Source organism: Variovorax glucosi (assembly GCF_051216695.1).
Lineage (GTDB): Bacteria > Pseudomonadota > Gammaproteobacteria > Burkholderiales > Burkholderiaceae_C > Variovorax.
Genome location: NZ_JBPJZE010000001.1, coordinates 932,686 through 952,267, shown reverse-complemented (window position 1 = coordinate 952,267; position 19,582 = coordinate 932,686). Strand labels below are relative to the sequence as shown.

Genomic DNA, 19,582 nt, shown 5'->3' with positions numbered 1-19,582 from the left:
CGCCCGAGGTTAGCAAAAGCCTCAGATCGCGTGACCGGTGTCGCTGGAAGCCTGTTGCGTCGGCGTGGCCGGCTTCATCTGGAACAACTGATTCAGGGCCGCCCTGTATTGCACGGCGCCGATCGAATTGGTGTTGTGGTGCGAGCCGCCTTCGACCAGCACGAACATCTTCGGCACCGTCGCCGCTTCGTACAGCTTGCGACCCAGCGTCGGGTTGATCAGGCTGTCGGCAGTGCCATGCACGACCAGAAGCGGCGAATCGATGCCTTTCACCTTCGTGATGGCTTCGAAGCGTTGCGTGATGAAGGGTCCGAACGGCAGCCAGCCCCACTTGAAGCTGCTCGCCACATCGGCGATGGAGGTGAAGGTGCTCTCGACGATCACGCCGCTCTCGTCCTTGACGTTCGCCGCCAGGTCGATGCCGATCGCGCCACCCAGCGAGTGGCCGAAGATGTAGCGGTGCTGTGCCGGATGGCGCGCGGCCAGCCAGGTCCAGGCGGCGCGGGCGTCTTCGCGCGCGGTTTCCTCGGACGGCAGTCCGGCGGAACTCTTGCCGAAACCGCGATAGTCGATTGCCAGCACCGAAAAACCCAGTTCGTGCATCCGGCGCATGCGCGGTGCTGAGCCGGCGACGTTGTAGCGGGCGCCGTGCAGGTATAGCAGCACCGGCGTGTCGGCGGATTCGGGCGCGCCGCCGAGCCACAGGCCGTGCAGCTTGGCCGGCTCTCCGGTCACCGACGACTTGAAGTCGATCCAGACATGCTCCATGCCTTCGGTCTGGGATTCGGTGTTGCCCCAGCTTCGATCGCTCGGCTGGAAAATCCACTCCCGCTGGCGTTCGTCCAGCGTCGAGCAGCCGCCCGCGAGCAAGGCGAGGAGGGCAGTGGCGGTGGCGAACAAAGACCAATGTTTCATGCGTGGTGACGTAATGACCGGCGGCTTAGCCGAAAGTTCAATAGGCAAGACACATGCAACGTGCGTGCCGGTTTCTTCGCTGACGCTCGGAAACCCGTAGAAAGTAGTAATAAGGGGTTACAAACCGTCGGATATCGGGTCTTCAACGTCCGCGGAGAAAGAGGGTGTCCAGTTCCCGCACCGAGAGCTGGCGCCAGGTGGGGCGACCGTGGTTGCACTGATCGGAGCGCTCGGTGGCCTCCATCTGGCGCAACAGGCCGTTCATTTCATCGACGGTCAGCTTGCGGTTCGCGCGCACCGCTCCGTGGCAGGCCATGGTCGAGAGCAGTTCGTTCTGCGCGCGCTGCACGACAGTGCTTGCGTCATGCTGAGCCAGTTCGGCCAGCACGCTTCGTGCGAGTTCGACCGGATCGCCGTCGGCCAACGTGCCGGGTACCGCGCGCACCGCCAGCGTGCGCGGCGAAAAAGGCGTGATTTCCAGACCGAGCGCCTGCAGCACGCTCACGCAGGCTTCGGCTGTGGCGACTTCCTGCGGCGTAGCTGCGAAAGTCGCCGGAATCAGCAAGGGCTGGCTGGCGATCGATGCGCCTTCGAGCTGCGTCTTGAGTCGCTCGTAGACGATGCGCTCATGGGCTGCGTGCATGTCGACGATGACCAGACCCTGGCTGTTTTCGGCGAGGATGTAGATGCCCTGCAACTGCGCCAGGGCGCGGCCGAGTGGCCAGACGGGTTCGCTGAACGATGAATGGGTCGCGGCCGATCTCGTCGGAGCCGGCTCGACAGGCTGCGCCTCCTGCAGTTCCTGGAATTCGGTTGTTTCGCGCGTCGCGAACGGCGCCGCACCGGCTGGCGGATTCGCCGTGCTTGGCCACATCGCCGCCTCGTCGCCCGGCCCGCGCTCGGCGGCGAAATGCATGCGCGGCTGGGTCCATGCGGCGAATGTCGGCGCAGGGGCGGCAGGTGTGCGGGTGAAGAAAGGCGTCGGCGTGCCTTCGGCGTCGGTGGCGCGCGGGGCGGCCAACGCGTCTTCGACGGCATGGCGCACCGCCTGGTGGACTTCCCGGCTGTCGCGAAAACGCACTTCGATCTTGGTTGGATGCACGTTGACGTCGACGCGCGCCGGATCGATCTCCAGATACAGCGCATAAACCGGCTGGCGCTGACCATGCAGCACGTCTTCATAGGCGCTGCGCACGGCATGCGCCAGCACCTTGTCGCGCACGAAGCGTCCGTTGACGTAGAAGAACTGCTGGTCGGCGCGCGAGCGGGCGGCATCGGGAATGCCGGCGCGGCCTTCCACGCGAACCGCGCCGCGCGTGTGCGCCACGGCCACGCTGCGGGTCACGAAGTCGTCGCCGAGCGTATCGATCAGCCTCGGGTCGCGGCCTGCGGCGGCGCGCCACTGTTCGACCAGCTTGCCCTCGTGCCAGACCGAGAAGCCGACGTCTGGCCGGGCCAGTGCGTGGCGCCGCACCGCTTCGATGCAGTGCGCGAGTTCGGTGGCGTCGGTCTTCAGGAATTTGCGGCGCGCCGGCGTAGCGTAGAAGAGTTCGCGCACTTCCAGCGTGCTGCCATCGGCGCGCGCGACCTGGCGAAGCTCGCCGGTTCGCCCGTCGAGCGCAAAAGCCGCGTCGGCGCCGCGCGCACGTGAATGCAGCGTGAGTTCGGCAATGGAATTGATGGCAGCCAGCGCCTCGCCTCTGAAACCCATCGTGCCGACGGTTTCGAGATCGGCCAGATTGGCGATCTTGCTGGTGGCATGGCGGCGAAGCGCGACCGACAATTCTTCGCGCGGAATGCCCTGGCCATCGTCCTCGACCGATATCAGCCGGACGCCGCCGGCCGAGAGCCGCACCGTGACCTGTCGCGCGCCTGCGTCGAGCGCGTTGTCGACCAGTTCGCGCACCACCGAGGCCGGCCGCTCGACCACCTCGCCGGCGGCGATCTGGCTGACCAGCTCGTCGGGAAGCTCGAGGATTGGGCGACGCGGCAGAAAATCGGGGGAGGAAGACGGGATTGCGCTCACCGGAACATTCTAAGAACCCGCAGCTTCGAGGCGTTTTCAGGGAAAAGGCTGTCGCGGCGCCGGGATAATGCGCGCCATGGACATCGTGCACTTCCTCCTTGACTTCATCCTCCACATCGACAAACACCTCGAAGCGTTCGTCATCGCCTATGGGCCGTGGGTCTACGCGCTTCTTTTCGTGATCGTCTTCGTGGAGACCGGCGTCGTCGTCATGCCGTTCCTGCCAGGCGATTCGCTGATCTTCATCGTCGGCGCGCTCTGCGGCATCGGACTGATGAGCTTTCCGATCGCGTGCACGGTGCTGCTGGTGGCGGCCATCCTCGGCGATCAGTGCAACTTCACGATCGGCAGCAAGATCGGGCCGAAAGTCTTTCAGTGGGAGGATTCGCGATTCTTCAACAAGCGGGCGTTCAGCCAAGCCCATGGGTTCTATGAGCGTTACGGAGGTGTGACGATCATCCTGGCGCGGTTCATGCCGTTCATCCGTACGTTCGCGCCGTTCGTGGCCGGAGTCGCCGCGATGGACCGGGGCAAGTTCACGCTGTTCAACGTCGTCGGCGCGATCCTGTGGGTGATGGGCATCGGCACCGCCGGCTACTTCTTCGGCAATCTGCCGATCGTGCGCCAGCATCTGGAAAAGATCATCTGGGGCCTGATCCTGGTGCCGGGACTGATCGCGATCTTCGGTGCCTGGCGCGCCGGCAAGGCGGAAAAAGCAGCAATCAAGGCCTGATCGGACCGGCCAAGAAAAAAGGCGCTTTGACCGAAGCGCCTTTTTCAGTTTTGGCCAACCTTTCGGTGGACCGAATCAATAACGATTGCCGTCGCGGTAGTAGCGATCGGCATTCCGGTTGTCGGAATTGCGACCCACTTCATTGCCGATCAGGCCGCCGATGGCTGCGCCGCCGACCGTGCCCGCAGTTCCGCCACCCAGTGCGTTACCGATCAGCGCGCCGCCGACTGCGCCGCCAGCCACGCCGATGCGCTGGTTGGGCCCCGACCCGGCACAGCCGACCAGAGTCATGAGGGAGCTTGCTGCAACGGCTGCGATCAAAAGACGTGCTTTCATGATGTCCACCTTTGTTAAAAACGATAGTCTCATCATGGATTCGTGCTCGAACCTCGGTGTAGGAGCCTGCCGCAGACCCCTGAACGAGAGCGAGCGGGATTGCTGAGGGATCAGCCAGCGTGGTCCGACTGCGGTTTCGTGCCTTTGTTCACAACTGCCGGCTGCGCGCCAGCGGTGGGTTCTGCGCGAAATAACGCTGGATGCCGCGCATCAGCGCATCGGCCAGATCTTCCTGGTACTGCGTGCTACGCAGGTTGGCTTCTTCTTCCGGGTTGCTGATGAACGCGGTTTCCACCAGCACGCTCGGGATGTCCGGCGCCTTCAGCACCGCAAAGCCCGCCTGTTCGACCGTCGCCTTGTGCAGGCGCGCGCCGATGCTACGGATTTCGCCCAGCATCGCAGTGCCCAGCTTCAGGCTGTCGTTGATCTGCGCCGTCGTGCTCATGTCGAGCAGTGCGCGCTGCACCTGAACCTCGTGGCCGCCGACATTGACGCCGCCGACCTTGTCGGCCTGGTTTTCCTTGTTGGCCATCCAGCGCGCCGCGCTGCTCGACGCGCCCGACTGGCTCAGCGCGAACACGCTCGCGCCGCGCGCGGCCGGCGTCGTGAACGCGTCGGCATGGATGCTGACGAACAGGTCGGCCTGCACGCGTCGCGCCTTCTGCACGCGCGTGCCGAGCGGCACGAAGAAGTCGGAATCGCGCGTGAGAAAGGCGCGCATCGGGCTGCCGTTGACGCTGGCCGCGTTGATGCGCTCCCGCAGCCGGTGCGCGACCTGCAGCACGATGTCTTTCTCGCGCGTGCCGTTGGGGCCGATGGCGCCCGGGTCTTCGCCGCCGTGGCCGGGGTCGAGCGCCACGATGATGATGCGGTCGGTGCGGCTGGCGGTCGCGGTGCGGGCGGCTGGCGGGATGGGCGGTTGGGTAGCTATCGGCGGACGTGCCGGTGCAGCCGCGATCACGGGCGGTATCGGTAGCGGCATCGGCAGAGGAAGCGCCGGTCCCGTCGGCGTCGGCGTCCCGCTGCCGAACCGACCCGGGCGCTCGGACTGCTGCGCCATCAGGTCGCCGAGCGGATCGGCCTGCGGCGCGGCCGTGATGCCGGGCGTGCCCGGCGTGGCGGTAGCGACCTGCGCTGCAGCGGCAGCAGCGGCGGCGGCCGCCTGCGTGCGAGGCGCTTCGCGAATGCGCCCGGCGATCAGCGCTTCCATCGGATCGATCGGCTGCGCCGGATACAGGTCGAGCACAAGCCGGTCGCGGTAGGCGGCGATCGGCGCCAGCGAGAACACCTGCGGCTGAACATCCTGCTTGAGGTCGAACACGATCCGCACCACGTTCGGCGCGAACTGGCCGACGCGCAGACCGTTGATGTACGGGTCGCCCGGCTTGATCTTGGCTACCAGCTCGCGCAACGCGGGGTTGAGTTCGATGCCTTCGATGTCGACCGCCAGTCGCGGCGGCGTGCCGACGACAAGTTGTTGCGTGACGAGCCGGCCATCGGACTCGATCGTGACGCGGGTGTAGTCCTCGGCCGGCCAGACGCGCACCGCCATGATGGTCGCGCCGCGCGCGATCTCCTGCACGCCCAGCAGCAGCACCAGGCTGCCGGCCTTCATCATGCGGCGGCGGGAAGCGTCGGCGCCTCTGCGGGATGGCTTGCCGGTCATGCGGTGGTGGCCGCCAGCAGCGATCGGCCGTGCGCGGTGTTCGCGACAAGCGTCACGTTTCGGGTGTCGTCGGTCATGGTTTCAATCGTCAGGGTGAGATCCGCGGGCGGCAAGCGCCCCGCGGCGTTGTCCGGCCACTCCGCCAGCTTGAGGCCGGGGCCCGCGAAGATGTCGCGGAAGCCGGCGTCTTCCCATTCGCGGGGATCGCTGAAGCGGTAGAAGTCGAAGTGAAAAATAGCCAGGCCGTCGGGTGTCTCGTGCGGCTCGACCACGGCATAGGTGGGGCTCTTGATGCGGCCGGCGATGCCGAGCGCGCGCAGCAGGTGTCGTACGAAAGTAGTCTTGCCCGCGCCAAGATCACCGTGCAATGCCACGAAGGAATTACGCAACGATGCAGATGCAGCCAACTTGCGGGCAAAGGTTTCCGTGTCGGCTTCGTCCCGCCACGTCAGTCTTCGCGAAGTGCTTTGCATCTCTAAAGTTTCTACAGTTTCTACAATCGGCAGGTGAACGGCAGCCATCAACTCGTGATTCGGATTCAGGCCTTGGCCCGGGAACTCGGATTCTCCCAAATCGGGATCGCCGGCGTCGATCTGTCGAGCGCCGAGCCGGGTCTGATGCAGTGGCTTGCCAAAGGGTTCCACGGCGAGATGCATTACATGGCCGTGCACGGCACGCGGCGCGCCCGTCCGTCCGAGCTCGTGCCCGGCACGGTATCGGTCATCACGGCGCGGATGGACTATCTGCCGCGCGATACGCCGCCCGATTGGCAGGCTGCCGAATTCTCCCGGCTCGACCGGCCGACCGAAGCCATCGTCTCGGTCTACGCGCGCGGCCGGGACTATCACAAGGTGCTGCGCACGCGACTGGCGAAGCTGGCCGAGCGCATCGCCCAGGAGGTCGGCCCGTTCGGTCATCGCGCATTCACCGATTCGGCACCGGTGCTCGAAGCCGAGCTTGCATCGCGCAGCGGACAGGGCTGGCGCGGCAAGCACACGCTGGTGCTCGACCGCGAGGCAGGATCGATGTTCTTCCTCGGAGAGATCTACGTCGACATGTCACTGCCGGCGAGCGAGCCGGTGACTGCACATTGCGGCAGCTGCAGCGCCTGCATCGATATCTGCCCGACGCAGGCCATCGTCGCGCCGCATCGGCTCGATGCGCGACGCTGCATCTCGTACCTGACTATCGAGCATCCGGGCGCGATTCCGCTCGACCTCCGCCCGCTGATCGGCAACCGCATCTACGGCTGCGACGACTGCCAGCTGGCCTGTCCGTGGAACAAGTTCGCCAAACGCAGCGCGCTACCGGATTTCGACGCGCGAGAAGGGCTCACCGGGCAACAACTCGGTGCACTGTTCGCGTGGACCGAAGCGCAGTTTCTGCGGCACACCGAAGGCAGCCCGATCCGGCGGATCGGGCATGAGCGTTGGCTGCGGAACATCGCGGTGGCGCTGGGGAACGCAGCGCATGCAGGGCAGTCGGTTGCGCGGGATGCGCTGGCAACGCGACTAGGCGATCCGAGTGCGCTGGTGCGGGAGCATGTCGAATGGGGGCTGGGCGAACTGCGTGTTGTGTAGTGCCTCGGGGTCACTGGTCGTGCGAGTCATGCGTCGCGTCGCTGCCCCTGCGCCAGTAACCCGACGCGCGAATCCACTTCGGATTGGCGCTTCGTTCGTCGATCAGATGTGCACGCAGTGCTTTGGCCGCGGCGGACTCGCAGCCGATCCACGCGTGGAAATCGCCGGTCGGCAGTTGAGCGGCGCGCAAAGCGTCGAGCAATGGCATGGCTGCGCCGCCGTTTCGATGCACCCAGATCACTTCCACATCCGCAGCGCTCGGCAGTTCAACGTGATCGTCCGGCCCATCCACTTCCGCCAGCACCACCGCCCGCGCGCTCGCCGGCAGTTCGCCGAGCCGCCGGAAGATCGCCGGCAGCGCCGTGTCGTCGCCGATCAGCAGATGCCAGTCGAATGCGGTCGGCACGATAAACGATCCGCGCGGTCCGCCGACGCCCAATCGCTGACCCGGCTTTGCCTGTTCGGCCCAGCGCGTGGCCGGTCCGGCGACGTGGAGTGCGAAGTCGATCTCGAGCGTGCGGGCACCTGCGTCGAAACGGCGCGGCGTGTAGTCGCGCATCGTCGGCTTTGCGCCTTCCGGCCAGATCGGGCCGTCGGGGCCGGCGGTCGGCAGCGTCAGGGCGCCAGTCGATTCGTCGGGAAAGAAAAGCTTCGCGTGGTCGTCGAAACCGGGGCTGTCGAAGCCTTCGAGCGCATAGCCGCCGAGCGTGACGCGCACAAAGTGTGGCGTGATGCGCTGCACGGCGATGACGTCGAGCGCGCGGAAGCGAAGGGTGTGGCGCATGCGCTGCGGCGTGCGGTCGGGAGCGGTCGTCGGGTGGGTCGAGTCGTTCATCGGATCTGTTCCAGTTGTTGAGCGGCGCTGTCGAGCACGGCCGCGAATGCGTTGGCCTGCGTCTGCGTCAGCGCTTCGCCGGAGAGGCGCATGCGCATGGCGAGCTTCAGGTTCTCGATCGCGCGCATGACCTGCGGCGGACGTCCGGCGCGTGGGCCGGCGCCGTCGATACCACCGTTCATGCGTGCCAGCATGGCGTCGACGGTGACGCGGTTCTCGGTCAGGAAGAGCTGTCCGGCGTCGGTGATCCGGTAGCGCTTTCTGCCACCGGTATCGGCTTCCTCGACGGTGAGGTAGCCGAGCTCTTCCATCAGCGTGAGCGTCGGATAGACCGTGCCGGGGCTCGGGCTGTAGGCGCCGCCAAGGCGGTCTTCGATCGACTTGATGAGTTCGTAGCCGTGGCTCGGCTTGTCCGCGATGAGTTGAAGCAGGACGAAGCGCAAGCCGCCATGGCCGAAGACCCGGCCGCCGCGCAGAGCGCCGCCTTCGCCAGCGCCGCCGCCGCCCCGACGGCCGCGGCCGACAGGACCGCCGCCGAGGATGTCGTCGTGTTCGTCGCGGCGCATGTGGGCGTGGCGATGACCGTGAGGATGGCTGTGATGTAAAGGGTGCATTGGGTTATCTTAGTTATATCTATTTGATAAAGATATATCTAAATAGAGTCTAAGTCAAGTAGTTATCCAATTCAGGATTCAGAGAGCATTTGCAGGTCATGAAGTTGTTCAGGTTGACCAACTTGACGAAACGGCGATCAAACCTAATATCGATACGATGAGCACCAGATTGATTGCAGATCCATTCGTCACCTCGCGAAGAAACGTCGACATGAACAATCCGGTGCGCAAGGCGCGCCGGGTCCAGCGACCCGGCGCGTCCGGCAAGCAGAACGATCAAGCAAGAAAGCAGTTCGAAGCGTTGGCTGGATTTTTCTTGCCGCGAGGTCGGCGCACGACACGACGTGAAACCGATGCGGGATTCGATGCCTTCGGCGAGGCGGTGAAGGCACTGGTCAAAAAGGAACTTGCGGCTATCGAGCATGAAGTACTGCCTTGGCCAAAGGAATTGCTGTCCGCGCCTTCCGCGCTCGTGCAGTCATTTCACAAGCCCGGAGTCGATGCTGCCATCGCAGCTGGCGCCGAGCTTCGCGCCAGGATCTACGGCGGACCCGACATGCTGACCTCGGATGAGTTCGGCAAGCGTGCCGGCGTCAGCCGCGAAACGGTCAACAACCGCCGCATCGCCGGGCAGCTGCTCGCGCTGTCGAAGGGTGGTCGATCGAATCGATACCCTGCGTGGCAGCTTGCAAAAGAGGTCGAGGCCGTGATGCCTCGTCTGCTCGAAATCCTGAGTGCCTACGGCCCGCTGGACATCTACCTATTCGTGACTTCGGGAAAAGCCTTGCTGGACGGACGCACGCCGCTCGACTGTCTGATAGACGGTGAAAGCGATCGCGTTCTTGAAGCTGCAGCCATTTATGTCGACGACATGGCACCGAGTTCGTGAGCGCTGCGCGCGCCGTCGGTTTGCCTAAGACACCCCTGTCCCTGAGCTTCGCGCGTTTCGACGACGCTGTTTTGATGCTAATCTGCTCTTCGAGATATCCGTCCCTCGACGATGCGTTCGGAAACAAGGGCGGCTCCCGCTTCGACGACCCTCAGCGCGTCTACAAGACGCTTTACTGCGCGCCCGATTTCGAGACCTGCTACAGCGAAACGCTTCTTCGCGACCAGACCTACCAGTCCGACGGCGTCTATGTCGTCGGCAGGAAGGATCACTTCGACCGGATGCTGCAACTGCTTGTCGTCGATGTCTCGAAGCTCAGGCTGGTGGACCTGATGGGGCCGGGGCGGCGGAGCATGGGTTACAGCTTTTCAACCGGGTTGGGTCCGTACTCTCAGACCAAGCCCCTGGCACGCGCTTCTACGAGCACAAGGATCGACCCGACGGCATCGTATACATGTCGAATTTCGCCGACGAGGCCAAGCCCGCGGTCGTTCTGTTCGACCGCGCTAGGGCGCACGTGCGCTTCGTTAATGGCCACGTGCCGATTCCATTCGCTTCATTACCGGAGCCGTTCGATGCCATCTCCGTGCGTCGAAATATCGTTCTGAGCCCAGGTTCCTGAACACGCGGCGGGAAGCGTCAAGCATCAGATTCGCTTCATCGCGATGCGCTAGCCTCCCACGATGCGCATCCTTCTCGTCGAAGACGATCCCTCTCTCGGCGCCACGGTGCAGTCGTGGCTGCAGCTCGACGGCTACGCTGTCGACTGGTTGCGGCGCGGCGATCAGGCCGACACGGCGCTTCGGACGCACGACTACCAATGCCTGCTGCTCGACCGCGGCCTGCCGGGCATGACCGGTGAAGCGCTGCTTGCCGCATTGCGCGCCCGACGCGCGGCGATTCCGGTGATCGTCATCACTGCGCGCGACACGCTCGCCGACCGCATCGAGGGCCTGGACCTCGGTGCCGACGACTACCTCGTCAAGCCCTTCGATCTGGAAGAACTATCCGCCCGAATCCGCGCGGCACTTCGTCGCGATGCGCGAAACACCGCCGATGTCGCGCCCACGCTGCGTCATGCCGGTGTCGAGCTCGACCCCGCAGCCAAGCGGGTGACGCGCGACGGCGAGCTCGTCGCCCTGACCGCACGCGAATTCGCCGTGTTGCAGGCGCTGATGCGCCGCAGCGGTCAGATCCTGAGCCGCGTGCAACTCGAAGAAGCGCTCTACGGCTGGGGCGAGGAAGTCGAGAGCAACGCGATCGAAGTACATGTGTACAACCTGCGCAAGAAGCTTGGCAGCAAGTTCATCGTCACCGTGCGCCATCACGGCTACGGCTTGTGCGCGGCGTGAAGCTGCGGCGCTGGCGCGAGCGGCGACGTGCCGCGCGCGGCGCCTATTCGCTGCGCCGTCGCCTGATCGCATCGGTCCTGGGCGCCAGCGTCGTCGTCTGGCTGGTGACGCTGGCCGTCGTCGTGCACGTCGCCTGGCGCCAGACCAGCGATGTGTTCGACGACGCGCTGAAGGAGGGCGCCCGCCTGGTGCTGGCACTCGGCACGGCGCAGTCGCCGGCGCGCGCTGCCGGCGATCAGCCCGACCGCCGCGAAGCGGCAAAACTGGAGCTGCACTATCAGCTGGTGTCGAGCGATGGCCGCGTGTTGCGCCGCGCCGAGGAAGCGCCGCCGCAACCGTTCTCGTCCTCGTTCAACCGGCGGAAGGGCTACGAGAACGTCTGGGTCGACGGCCGCGCCTGGCGCGTCTACCTGCTGCGCGCCGAGGGCGACGAGAAGGGCGAAGGCGTACAGGTACAGATCGGCCAGCCCTGGGACGAGCGCCTCGAGTTGCTCGAAGACATTGCCGAAGATCTGGCCTGGCCGATGCTGGGCCTACTAATGCTGCTCGGTGGCTTCTGCTGGTTTGCGATCCGACGGTTGCTGCAGCCTATCGAACGCACCGCCGAACGCATCGCCGCCAAGTCGCCCGACGACCTCGCGCCCGTCGCATCGAACGAGGAACCGCGCGAACTGCTGCCGATCGTCCAGGCGCTCAATCTGGTGCTCGGCCGTCTCGGCCATGCCTTGCAGGCCGAACGCCGCTTCACGGCCGATGCTGCGCACGAACTTCGCACCCCGCTCGCCGCCTTGCGCATGCGAATTCAGCTCATGCAGCGTCAGCAGGCTGCCGAACGACCCGCGCCGGTCGACCTGCAAGGCTTGCGCGACGAAGTCGACCGCTGCACCGCACTCACCGAAAGTCTGCTATCGCTGGCAAGGCTCGATCCGGAACGGCCGGAATCGCTGGTGAAGGAGAACGTCGATCTCGATGCGCTGTTCCAGAGACTCGCGTCGACCCGACCGACCGGCACGGATTCGACCCTGAATCTCGATGCGGGTGGCCTGACGCTGCAAGCGCATCCCGCGCTGCTTGAGAGCGCGCTGCGCAACCTGCTGGACAACGCGGTGCGATACGGCACGGAAGGCGGGCATGTGGAAATCACGGCCAAGGCGGTCGGCAACACGATCCGGATCGCCGTGCGCGACGACGGTCCCGGCGTATCCGAAGCCGATCGCACGCGCCTCACCGAGCGCTTCTTCCGCGTGCTCGGCTCGGGCCGGCCCGGCAGCGGCCTGGGGCTGTCGATCGTCGCGCGCATCGCGGCGCTTCACGGTGCTGCATTGCGCTTCGAGCTCGGGATCGACGGCCGCGGGCTCGGCGTGACGATGGAGTTTCCGGCGCGCTGATATCAGAAAGCCTTCAGCTTCGACGATTCAAATCGACCCATGAACAAAACCACTACCGCTACCACCACTGCCACTGCCACTCTCGTCCTCGCACTCGGCCTGCTCGGCGCCGCCGCACCGGCACTTGCCCAATACACCGGCCCCACGCCAGCTGCCACAGCCGCGCAAACCGGCACGCCGGCCGCGGTGCCCTACACCGGACCGAGCTCGGTCCCGGTCATGACGGTGAGGCAGTTGCTCGATACCGCCAGGGACGACCAGCACGCGCGTCTGCAGGGCCGCATCGTGTCGCACGACGGCGGCAAGAACTACACCTTCGCGGACGACAGCGGTCGGATGCCGGTGGAAATCTCTGCCAAGCGCTTTCCGCCGGGCCAGCCTGTCAGCGCAGAGCAGCGCGTCGAACTCGTCGGCGAAGTCGACAAGGACATGCGAAAGATGGAGTTTGAAGTCGATCAGGTTCGCCTGATTCCGTAATCAGGTGATCCGGTGACCCGGCAATGTTGGCCGCTATGCGGCTTTCGGCTGCGCGTCGCCATCCTCGACCCGCAGCCGCGGCAGGAACTGCGGATATTCGCGCTGCATGAAATCGATCACGCCTTCCCGCACCGCGCAGCGCAGGTCGAAAGCCAGCGATGACGAAGCCGCCGTGCACAGCACGCGCAGCTGCATCGTCCGTTCGGTCGCATCGGTCACCTGCAGGTTGAAGAAGCGGCCGTCCCACAGCGGCGACGCCTTCACCAGCCGCTCGGCCTCTTCGCGCAGCGGCGCCAGCGGCAGGCCGTAGTCGGCGTAGATGAAGACGGAACCGAGGATCTGCGCGCTGTGCCGCGTCCAGTTCTGGAACGGCTTCTCGATGAAGTACGACAGCGGCAGGATCAGCCGGCGGTCGTCCCATATGCGCAGCACCACGAAGGTGCCGGTGATTTCTTCCACGCGACCCCATTCGCCCTCGACCACCAGCACGTCGTCGATGCGGATCGGCTGTGCCAGCGCGATCTGCAGGCCGGCGATCAGGTTGCTGAACACCGGCTTGGCTGCCAGACCGGCCACGATGCCGATCACGCCGGCCGAAGCCAGCAGGCTCGCGCCCACCTGTTTCGCGCCAGGAAACGTCATCAGCATCATTGCCGCGCCGGTCACCAGCAGCATCGTGATGGCGGTGCGCGCCAGCACGCGCGTCTGCGTCAGCACCCGGCGTGCCTGCAGGTTGTCGACCGCGTCGTACGGATGCTTGGCGATGATGCCGTCCGCCAAGCCGTTGATCGCGCGCACGCCGAGCCAGGTGGTCGCAGCGATCAGCAACAGCCCGTTCAGGTGACGCACGCTGTTGATGAAGCGCAGGTCGTCGGGCGCCGCCTGCCACACGATCTGCAGCGCGATCAGCGGCATCACCAGCTTGGCCGTGGAATTGATCTTGACCAGCATCGTGTTCAGCACGAGCGTGTGGCGGGTGATGCGCCGCAGCACCATCACGGCCACGCGATGCGCCGTCAGGGCGATGGCGACGGCGATCAGTGCCGAGAGGCAGGGCGCGAACCACGGGTGGCCGAGCAGCATGTCTTTGGTCATTGGGTTTGTCCGGTCGGCACCGGATTGACGTCGATGTCGTCCGCAAGCGGTTGCAGGATGCGTGCCGCATCGTCGCGAAGCTGCGTCGCCATGCCGGTCGCCAGGTCGAGCCGGCGCAGCAGCCAGGGCGTGATGTCGTTGTCGAAGGGGTCCGGCAGCGTGACGGCGCCAGCGAGCGCCGTGGCCGGCTGGCTTGCCGGCATGGTGGAGCCGGTCGTCGGCGGCGTCCCGATGGCGGCTTCGATGCGCTCTGCGGTGCGCTTCAGCGGGCCTTCGATTTCCGACGGCGTGAGCCGGTCGCGCCGCAGCACCAGCATCGACTTCACCGCGCTCAGTTGCGCCAGCATCTGGTAGCTGTGTGCCTGCAGGTGCTCCAGCGCGGCGATCGGCGGGCGCACGGCGCGGGGCTCCGACAGCGATCGCTGCGTTGCCTGCACCAGTGCGGAAAGGCTGTCGAAAGCCTCCTTGCGTGCCAGTCGCCAGTCGAGCTCGGGGCTGGTGTCGACGGAATGCAGCGCGCCCAGCCCGAGCGCATAGCGCGCATGCCGCGCCTGCGCCTTGAGCGTGCGCGCCACCAGCGCTGGAATCTGCGTGCGCTCCCACGACGGCAGCACGTAGCAGAACGCCCAGGCGATGGTCGCTCCGATCAGCGTGTCGGCGATGCGCTCGAACAGCGCGAAGGTCGGCGCCGCGCCCACGTTCAGCATGTGTGCCTGCACCAGCCCCAACACTGTCGCGCAGACGGCGGTGATCAGGTAGCGCCGCACCGCGAAGCCATGCGCGATGGCCTGCGCCACCACGGAAACCACCAGCATTTCGAACGGCGACGGATGCGTCGCCAGCAACCCGACCGCGAACACGCAGCCGACCAGCGTACCGGCCACGCGCGCATTGCGCCGTTCCAGCGTCTGCGACAGGCTGCCGCGCAGCACCACGACGATGGTCAGGAAGATCCAGTAATCGTGCGATCCCCAGGGCAGCACGAGCGTGATGGCATAGGCCGTGCCGATGGCGAGCGCCGCGCGGATCGCATGGCGCAGCGGCGGCGCATCCCAGCGCCAGACGCCGAGGAACGGGCGCCACGACCATTCGGTCGGGCTGACGAACATCTGCCAGTTCGCGCGCACCACGGCAAGGTCGGGCGCGATCTCGCCGCGCGCGAGCGCCGACAGCCGCATCACTTCGTCGTTGATGTGTCCGATGCGGTTGGCCAGGCCGCGCGCCAGCATCGCCGGTGTCGGGCCGCCGCCGGGAACCAGGTCGGTTGCGTTGTCGGGCAAGCGGACGGCGGCCAGTTGGTGGCGGCGATCCGGCACGGCATGCGGCGTGCGGCCGATCAGGATCGCGTCTGCCATCGCCGTGACTTCGTCGGCCAGCGCTTCGAGCACGCGCCGCATCTCCGCCAGGGCCGGCGCATGCGTCGGCTGCGACTGCAGGACTTCGAGATCGAGCTCGCTGGCGAGCAGCTGGTCGCGCATCTCCAGCACCATGATCAGCATGCCGGCGAGGCGCTGGCGGCGCGGCGTGCGCGGGGATTCGAGGACGATGTCGCGCGTTGCCTGCAACTGGTCGGCCAGCGCGGCCTGCGCGCTGAGCAACTGGCCGAGCATCGGCGCCGGCACCTCGCGAACGTCGCCCGACGCATCGCGCGACGTGAACTGACGCGCCTCGGTGCGCATCAGCGCGCCGAGCGACAGCAGCACGTCGGCCATCGCCTGTACGCGGTAGCGGGCGTTCAGCGCCAGATTGGCCAGCGTCGCGTAGATGACGTAGAGGCCGGCGCCGAGTCCGAACAGCAACGTGCGCTCGAACGCTTCGGCGATGCCGCCGGGTTTGGGCGTCGCCATCGAGAAGATCATCGCGAACATCACCGCGACGGCGATCGGAATGCCGCGCTTGCCCCAGGCCATCGCAAGGAACGCAAAGAAAGTGGCCGGTACCAGCAGCAGGCCGAGGCGGATCGGTGCCGCGTGCAGCATCTGGACTGCGAAGAACAGCGGTACGCCGATGATGGGCGCCGGCAGCATCTGGAGGAATTTCCCGCGGCGCGGGCCGGGAAGATCGGGCGGCGCCGTGACGATCACCCCGACAGCGACAGCGGAGGCCGCGAAGGTGCCCAGCCAGAAATGCACACCCATCGCAATCAGCAGCAGCCCGAACGCGACAGACAGGCCGTTGATCACATAGTGGCTGAGCGCGACCCGCAGGAAAGCGCGGGTGCGCAGGACGGCGGCGCGCGGCGCCTGCATCTCAGCGACGGTCGTTGTCGCGCCCGGAGGGCAGGATCGGCGACAGCGATGCGCCGGTTTCCGGTATGTCGCGGCGAATGCGTGTCAGCTTGCGCTGCACGGGTTTGGTCGGTGCGGCTTCTGCCGTTGCGTCGTCTTCAGGCGTGTCGAGCGTGTCGCTGCTGGTGGTGCGGGCGTACAGATCGGCGGCAGTGTCGGCGGTCGGGTCGCTCTCGGCGCGTGCGGCCGAAGCCACGGCGCGAACGCGATCGCTGGCGCGCAGCTTGTCGTCGACGCCGGCGAACTTCGAATACTTGGCTATCAGCGGCACGAGCTGGCCGTAGATGCGCGGCGCGCCGGCAAGGCATTCGCGCTGGTCCAGGAAGTCGGACTCGCCGGTGAAGTTGCCGATCAGGCCGCCGGCCTCGGTCACCAGCAGCGATCCGGCTGCGACGTCCCAGCTGTTCAGGCCGCTTTCGAAGAAGGCGTCGGTGAAACCGGCGGCGACGTAGGCCAGGTCGAGCGCCGCGGCGCCCGGGCGACGCAGGCCGGCCAGGCGCGGCATGAGGTCGGACATCATCGCCATGTACTGCTTGAAGTTGTCGCCGGCGCGGAACGGGAAGCCGGTCGACACCAGGCATTCATTGAGCCGCGTGCGCTTGCTGACGCGGATGCGGCGATCGTTCATGTAGGCGCCGCGGCCCTTGGTGGCGGTGAACAGGTCGTTGCGGCTCGGGTCGTAGATGACCGCTTGCTCGATCTTGCCCTTGACCGCCAGCGCGATCGACACGCAGTAGAACGGGAAACCGTGGATGAAGTTGGTCGTGCCGTCGAGCGGATCGATGATCCACACGTATTCCGAATCCTTGGCGCCATGCTCGCTGCCCGATTCCTCCGCGAGGATGCCGTGGCCCGGGTAGTTGGTCAGCAGCGTCTCGATGATGATCTGCTCGGCTGCGTGATCCACCTCGGTGACGAAATCGTTGACCTGCTTTTGCGAGATCCGAACCGATTCGACGTCGAGCGCCGCGCGGTTGATGATGGCGCCGGCGGCGCGTGCAGCCTTGACGGCCACGTTGAGCATGGGATGGAGATTGGGCGACGACATGGATTGTGAGAAGAACGACGGAGCGGAAGCCCGGATGTAAGCGCCCGGACGATGCGGGCGCAGGAAGCGTGCGATTTTACAGGGCGGAAGCAGGGACGAAGCGGCGACATCTACAATGAGAAGTATTCTCATTTGTATTGGTCTTTGTCTTTCAAGCCTTTTTCTCCGTCTTTCATGCAAAAACTGTCGACCGTCGGGCCGCTGCTGTCGCGCATCGTCGCGGCGATCTTCGGCGGCTATGCGCTGGCCGCGCTGTCGAGCGTGGCTGTACTGGCATTGCCGGTCGATCGCACGCAGGCCGTCATCGGCGGCATCCTCTCGAGCTTCGCGATCTATGCGGGCGCGGTGATCTGGGTTTTCGCGGTGCGGTCGGCGCGGCGTGCATGGGTGGGGCTGCTGCTTGCGGCATCGGTGCTGGCCGTGCCCGCCGCGGCCGTCTGGACAGGCTTTGGCGCATGAAAGTTCCCGGTATCCGCCAGACGATGTCCGACCTGCACATCTGGACCGGCCTCCTGGTCGGCTGGCTGCTCTACGCGATGTTCCTCACCGGCACCGTGAGCTATTTCCGCGACGAGATCTCGCAGTGGATGCGGCCCGAGGCACCTGCCGCGAAGCAGGTGCCCGATGCGGCGCTGGTGAGCGATCGCATCGTCGCCTCGCTTGCCGCTCTTGCACCGGCAAGCACGCAGTGGAGCTTCAGCCTGCCCGACGCGCGCACGCCGACGGTGAGCAGCTTCTGGCGCAATCCGGGACCACGGCGCGCTTTCGGTCGCGCCACGTTCGATCCGGCCACCGGCGAGAAGCTCGCCGTGCGCGACACCCTGGGCGGCGACTTCTTCTTCCGCTTCCACTTCGACCTGCACTATCTGTCTCCGATCTGGAGCCGCTGGATCGTCGGCTTCTGCGCGATGTTCATGCTGGTCGCGATCGTCAGCGGCGTCATCACGCACAAGAAGATATTCGTCGACTTCTTCACTTTTCGCTGGGGCAAGGGGCAGCGTTCGTGGCTGGATGCGCATACGGCGCTGTCGGTGATCGGCCTGCCGTTCCATTTCATGATCACGTACAGCGGCCTGGTCACGCTGATGCTGCTCTACATGCCGTGGAGCGGCGAAATCGCACTGAAGACGTCGGAGGCGCGCCAGGGCCTGCAGGCGCAGATGAGTTCGTTCCTGCAGCCGGCGAAGGCGAGCGGACGGCCGGTGCCGCTGGTGCCGGTCGGCCCGCTCGTTCGGCAGGCGCAGGCGCGGTGGGGCGGCGAGGGCAGCGTGGGCAGCGTGGGTAGTGTGAACATCACCAACCCCGGCGATGCCGCGGCGCAGGTGGTCGTGGTGCGCAGCGAACGCGCGCGCGTCGGGACGAGCCCGCAATACATGCTCTTCGACGGTGTCGACGGTCGGCTGATCCGCACCGTCGACGAGGTCGGCGCCGCCGCGCAGACGCGCGGCTTCCTCTACGGACTGCACATCGGCCGTTTCGCCGACGGCACGCTACGCTGGCTGTACTTCGTCGTCAGCCTGGCCGGAACGGCGATGGTCGGCACCGGACTCGTCCTCTGGACCGTCAAGCGGCGCCAGAAACTGCCCGATCCGGACAAGCCGTACTTCGGTTTCCAGCTGGTCGAGCGTCTGAACATCGCGACCATCGCGGGCCTGTCGATCGCCATGGCGTCGATGCTGTGGGCCAATCGCCTGCTGCCCGACGGCATGGCCGATCGCGCCGGGTGGGAAGTCCATGTGTTCTTCATCGTCTGGGCCCTGACGCTGGCATACGCCGTCGCGCGGCCGGCGAAGAAGGCGTGGATCGAACTGCTGTGGGTCGCCGTGGCAGCCATCGGGCTGCTGCCGGTCGTCAATGCACTGACCACCGACCGCAACCTGTTCGCGAGCCTGCGCAACGGCGACGGTGTCTTTGCAGGGCTGGAAATCACGCTGCTGGTGCTGGCCGGCATGCATGCAATGCTGGCCATCCGGGCAGCGCGACACCGGCCGCGCATGCGGACAGCCAAACCGGAAAAGTCGATCGACGGCGTTGCGGCATGAACAGTCACGTCGTCGTCTTTGCGTTGTGCCTGGGAGCGTTCGCCGGTATCGCGCTGGCTGTCGAGCGCCAGCAGGAAGAGCTTTTCGGTCGTGCGCTATCGATTGCGACGACGCGGCTCTTGCGGATTGCCGGCTGGACCGGCCTGATGCTTGCGTTCGCCGTGGCCGTTCGGGCCCAGGGTTGGGCCTTCGGCGGCGTCGCGTGGGTCGGCCACCTCAGTCTGGCGGCGGGATGCGTGTTCGGCGCGATGGTGATCGGGGTGCGTCTGCGAACGGGGCGTCCGGTCTAATACGGGCC

The 19,582-nt window shown here is 66.0% G+C and carries 20 protein-coding genes; 10 read left to right on the top strand and 10 right to left on the bottom strand.

The window, feature by feature from the left end; translation table 11 throughout:
• Window positions 1–21: 21 nt before the first annotated feature.
• Both ACSFA3_RS04555 and mutL read right to left on the bottom strand, forming a co-directional pair.
• The gene (locus ACSFA3_RS04555; protein ID WP_435504201.1) at window positions 22–915 is read right to left on the bottom strand and encodes an alpha/beta hydrolase; all 894 of its coding nucleotides are present in this window, start codon (window positions 913–915) and stop codon (window positions 22–24) included.
• Window positions 916–1,057: 142 nt separating this feature from the next.
• A complete protein-coding gene (gene mutL, locus ACSFA3_RS04550; protein ID WP_435504200.1) occupies window positions 1,058–2,941 on the bottom strand; it encodes a DNA mismatch repair endonuclease MutL in 1,884 nt (627 codons plus the stop codon).
• 76 nt (window positions 2,942–3,017) lie between these two features.
• On the opposite strand from mutL, the gene ACSFA3_RS04545 reads away from it, so the two are divergent.
• The gene (locus ACSFA3_RS04545; protein WP_435504199.1) at window positions 3,018–3,674 is read left to right on the top strand and encodes a DedA family protein; all 657 of its coding nucleotides are present in this window, start codon (window positions 3,018–3,020) and stop codon (window positions 3,672–3,674) included.
• A 75-nt stretch (window positions 3,675–3,749) separates the two neighbouring features.
• Here the strand turns inward: ACSFA3_RS04545 and ACSFA3_RS04540 are convergent, their stop codons facing one another.
• From ACSFA3_RS04540 to tsaE, 3 genes are all read right to left on the bottom strand, one after another.
• Window positions 3,750–4,010 carry a glycine zipper domain-containing protein gene (locus tag ACSFA3_RS04540; protein WP_435504198.1) on the bottom strand — a complete coding sequence of 87 codons (261 nt, stop codon included), beginning with the start codon at window positions 4,008–4,010 and terminating at the stop codon, window positions 3,750–3,752.
• A gap of 148 nt (window positions 4,011–4,158) precedes the next feature.
• On the bottom strand, window positions 4,159–5,676 hold the full coding sequence (locus ACSFA3_RS04535) for an N-acetylmuramoyl-L-alanine amidase (protein WP_435504197.1): 1,518 nt from the start codon (window positions 5,674–5,676) through the stop codon (window positions 4,159–4,161).
• Window positions 5,673–6,197, bottom strand: a complete 525-nt coding sequence (tsaE, locus tag ACSFA3_RS04530) for a tRNA (adenosine(37)-N6)-threonylcarbamoyltransferase complex ATPase subunit type 1 TsaE (RefSeq protein ID WP_435504196.1) — start codon at window positions 6,195–6,197, stop codon at window positions 5,673–5,675. Before tsaE ends, ACSFA3_RS04535 begins: the two co-directional genes overlap by 4 nt.
• 15 nt (window positions 6,198–6,212) lie before the next feature.
• Here tsaE and queG point away from each other — a divergent pair, with 15 nt between their 5' ends.
• A complete protein-coding gene (gene queG / locus ACSFA3_RS04525; RefSeq protein WP_435504955.1) occupies window positions 6,213–7,256 on the top strand; it encodes a tRNA epoxyqueuosine(34) reductase QueG in 1,044 nt (347 codons plus the stop codon).
• 10 nt (window positions 7,257–7,266) lie between these two features.
• On the opposite strand, the gene ACSFA3_RS04520 is transcribed toward queG, so the two are convergent.
• A complete protein-coding gene (locus tag ACSFA3_RS04520) occupies window positions 7,267–8,091 on the bottom strand; it encodes a siderophore-interacting protein (RefSeq protein WP_435504195.1) in 825 nt (274 codons plus the stop codon).
• A complete protein-coding gene (locus tag ACSFA3_RS04515) occupies window positions 8,088–8,657 on the bottom strand; it encodes a PadR family transcriptional regulator (RefSeq protein WP_435504194.1) in 570 nt (189 codons plus the stop codon). The genes ACSFA3_RS04520 and ACSFA3_RS04515 overlap by 4 nt, the downstream gene beginning before the upstream one ends.
• A 205-nt stretch (window positions 8,658–8,862) precedes the next feature.
• Between ACSFA3_RS04515 and ACSFA3_RS04510 the strand changes: the two genes are divergently transcribed.
• From ACSFA3_RS04510 to ACSFA3_RS04490, 5 genes are all read left to right on the top strand, one after another.
• The gene (locus tag ACSFA3_RS04510) at window positions 8,863–9,594 is read left to right on the top strand and encodes a hypothetical protein (protein ID WP_435504193.1); all 732 of its coding nucleotides are present in this window, start codon (window positions 8,863–8,865) and stop codon (window positions 9,592–9,594) included.
• Entirely contained in the window at window positions 9,591–10,202 is a 612-nt protein-coding gene (locus ACSFA3_RS04505; RefSeq protein ID WP_435504192.1) for an RES family NAD+ phosphorylase, read from the top strand. Before ACSFA3_RS04510 ends, ACSFA3_RS04505 begins: the two co-directional genes overlap by 4 nt.
• Window positions 10,203–10,277: 75 nt before the next feature.
• On the top strand, window positions 10,278–10,946 hold the full coding sequence (locus ACSFA3_RS04500; RefSeq protein ID WP_435504191.1) for a response regulator transcription factor: 669 nt from the start codon (window positions 10,278–10,280) through the stop codon (window positions 10,944–10,946).
• On the top strand, window positions 10,943–12,334 hold the full coding sequence (locus ACSFA3_RS04495) for an ATP-binding protein (protein WP_435504190.1): 1,392 nt from the start codon (window positions 10,943–10,945) through the stop codon (window positions 12,332–12,334). Before ACSFA3_RS04500 ends, ACSFA3_RS04495 begins: the two co-directional genes overlap by 4 nt.
• A gap of 39 nt (window positions 12,335–12,373) precedes the next feature.
• The gene (locus ACSFA3_RS04490) at window positions 12,374–12,811 is read left to right on the top strand and encodes a YgiW/YdeI family stress tolerance OB fold protein (protein WP_435504189.1); all 438 of its coding nucleotides are present in this window, start codon (window positions 12,374–12,376) and stop codon (window positions 12,809–12,811) included.
• 33 nt (window positions 12,812–12,844) lie between these two features.
• Here ACSFA3_RS04490 and ACSFA3_RS04485 read toward each other — a convergent pair whose 3' ends face one another.
• The 3 genes from ACSFA3_RS04485 to ACSFA3_RS04475 are packed head-to-tail and all read right to left on the bottom strand — an operon-like array spanning window position 12,845 to window position 17,242.
• Window positions 12,845–13,906 (bottom strand): mechanosensitive ion channel family protein, encoded by a 1,062-nt coding sequence (locus ACSFA3_RS04485; protein WP_435504188.1) that lies wholly within the window; start codon window positions 13,904–13,906, stop codon window positions 12,845–12,847.
• Window positions 13,903–16,155, bottom strand: a complete 2,253-nt coding sequence (locus ACSFA3_RS04480) for an FUSC family protein (protein ID WP_435504187.1) — start codon at window positions 16,153–16,155, stop codon at window positions 13,903–13,905. Before ACSFA3_RS04480 ends, ACSFA3_RS04485 begins: the two co-directional genes overlap by 4 nt.
• Window position 16,156: 1 nt before the next feature.
• Complete coding sequence (locus ACSFA3_RS04475; protein WP_435504186.1) at window positions 16,157–17,242, bottom strand: inositol monophosphatase family protein; 1,086 nt, start codon at window positions 17,240–17,242, stop codon at window positions 16,157–16,159.
• A 174-nt stretch (window positions 17,243–17,416) separates the two neighbouring features.
• On the opposite strand from ACSFA3_RS04475, the gene ACSFA3_RS04470 reads away from it, so the two are divergent.
• The 3 genes from ACSFA3_RS04470 to ACSFA3_RS04460 are packed head-to-tail and all read left to right on the top strand — an operon-like array spanning window position 17,417 to window position 19,574.
• The gene (locus ACSFA3_RS04470; RefSeq protein ID WP_435504185.1) at window positions 17,417–17,701 is read left to right on the top strand and encodes a DUF3649 domain-containing protein; all 285 of its coding nucleotides are present in this window, start codon (window positions 17,417–17,419) and stop codon (window positions 17,699–17,701) included.
• Entirely contained in the window at window positions 17,698–19,284 is a 1,587-nt protein-coding gene (locus ACSFA3_RS04465; RefSeq protein ID WP_435504184.1) for a PepSY-associated TM helix domain-containing protein, read from the top strand. Before ACSFA3_RS04470 ends, ACSFA3_RS04465 begins: the two co-directional genes overlap by 4 nt.
• Window positions 19,281–19,574 (top strand): DUF3325 domain-containing protein, encoded by a 294-nt coding sequence (locus tag ACSFA3_RS04460; RefSeq protein WP_435504183.1) that lies wholly within the window; start codon window positions 19,281–19,283, stop codon window positions 19,572–19,574. The genes ACSFA3_RS04465 and ACSFA3_RS04460 overlap by 4 nt, the downstream gene beginning before the upstream one ends.
• Window positions 19,575–19,582: the final 8 nt, after the last annotated feature.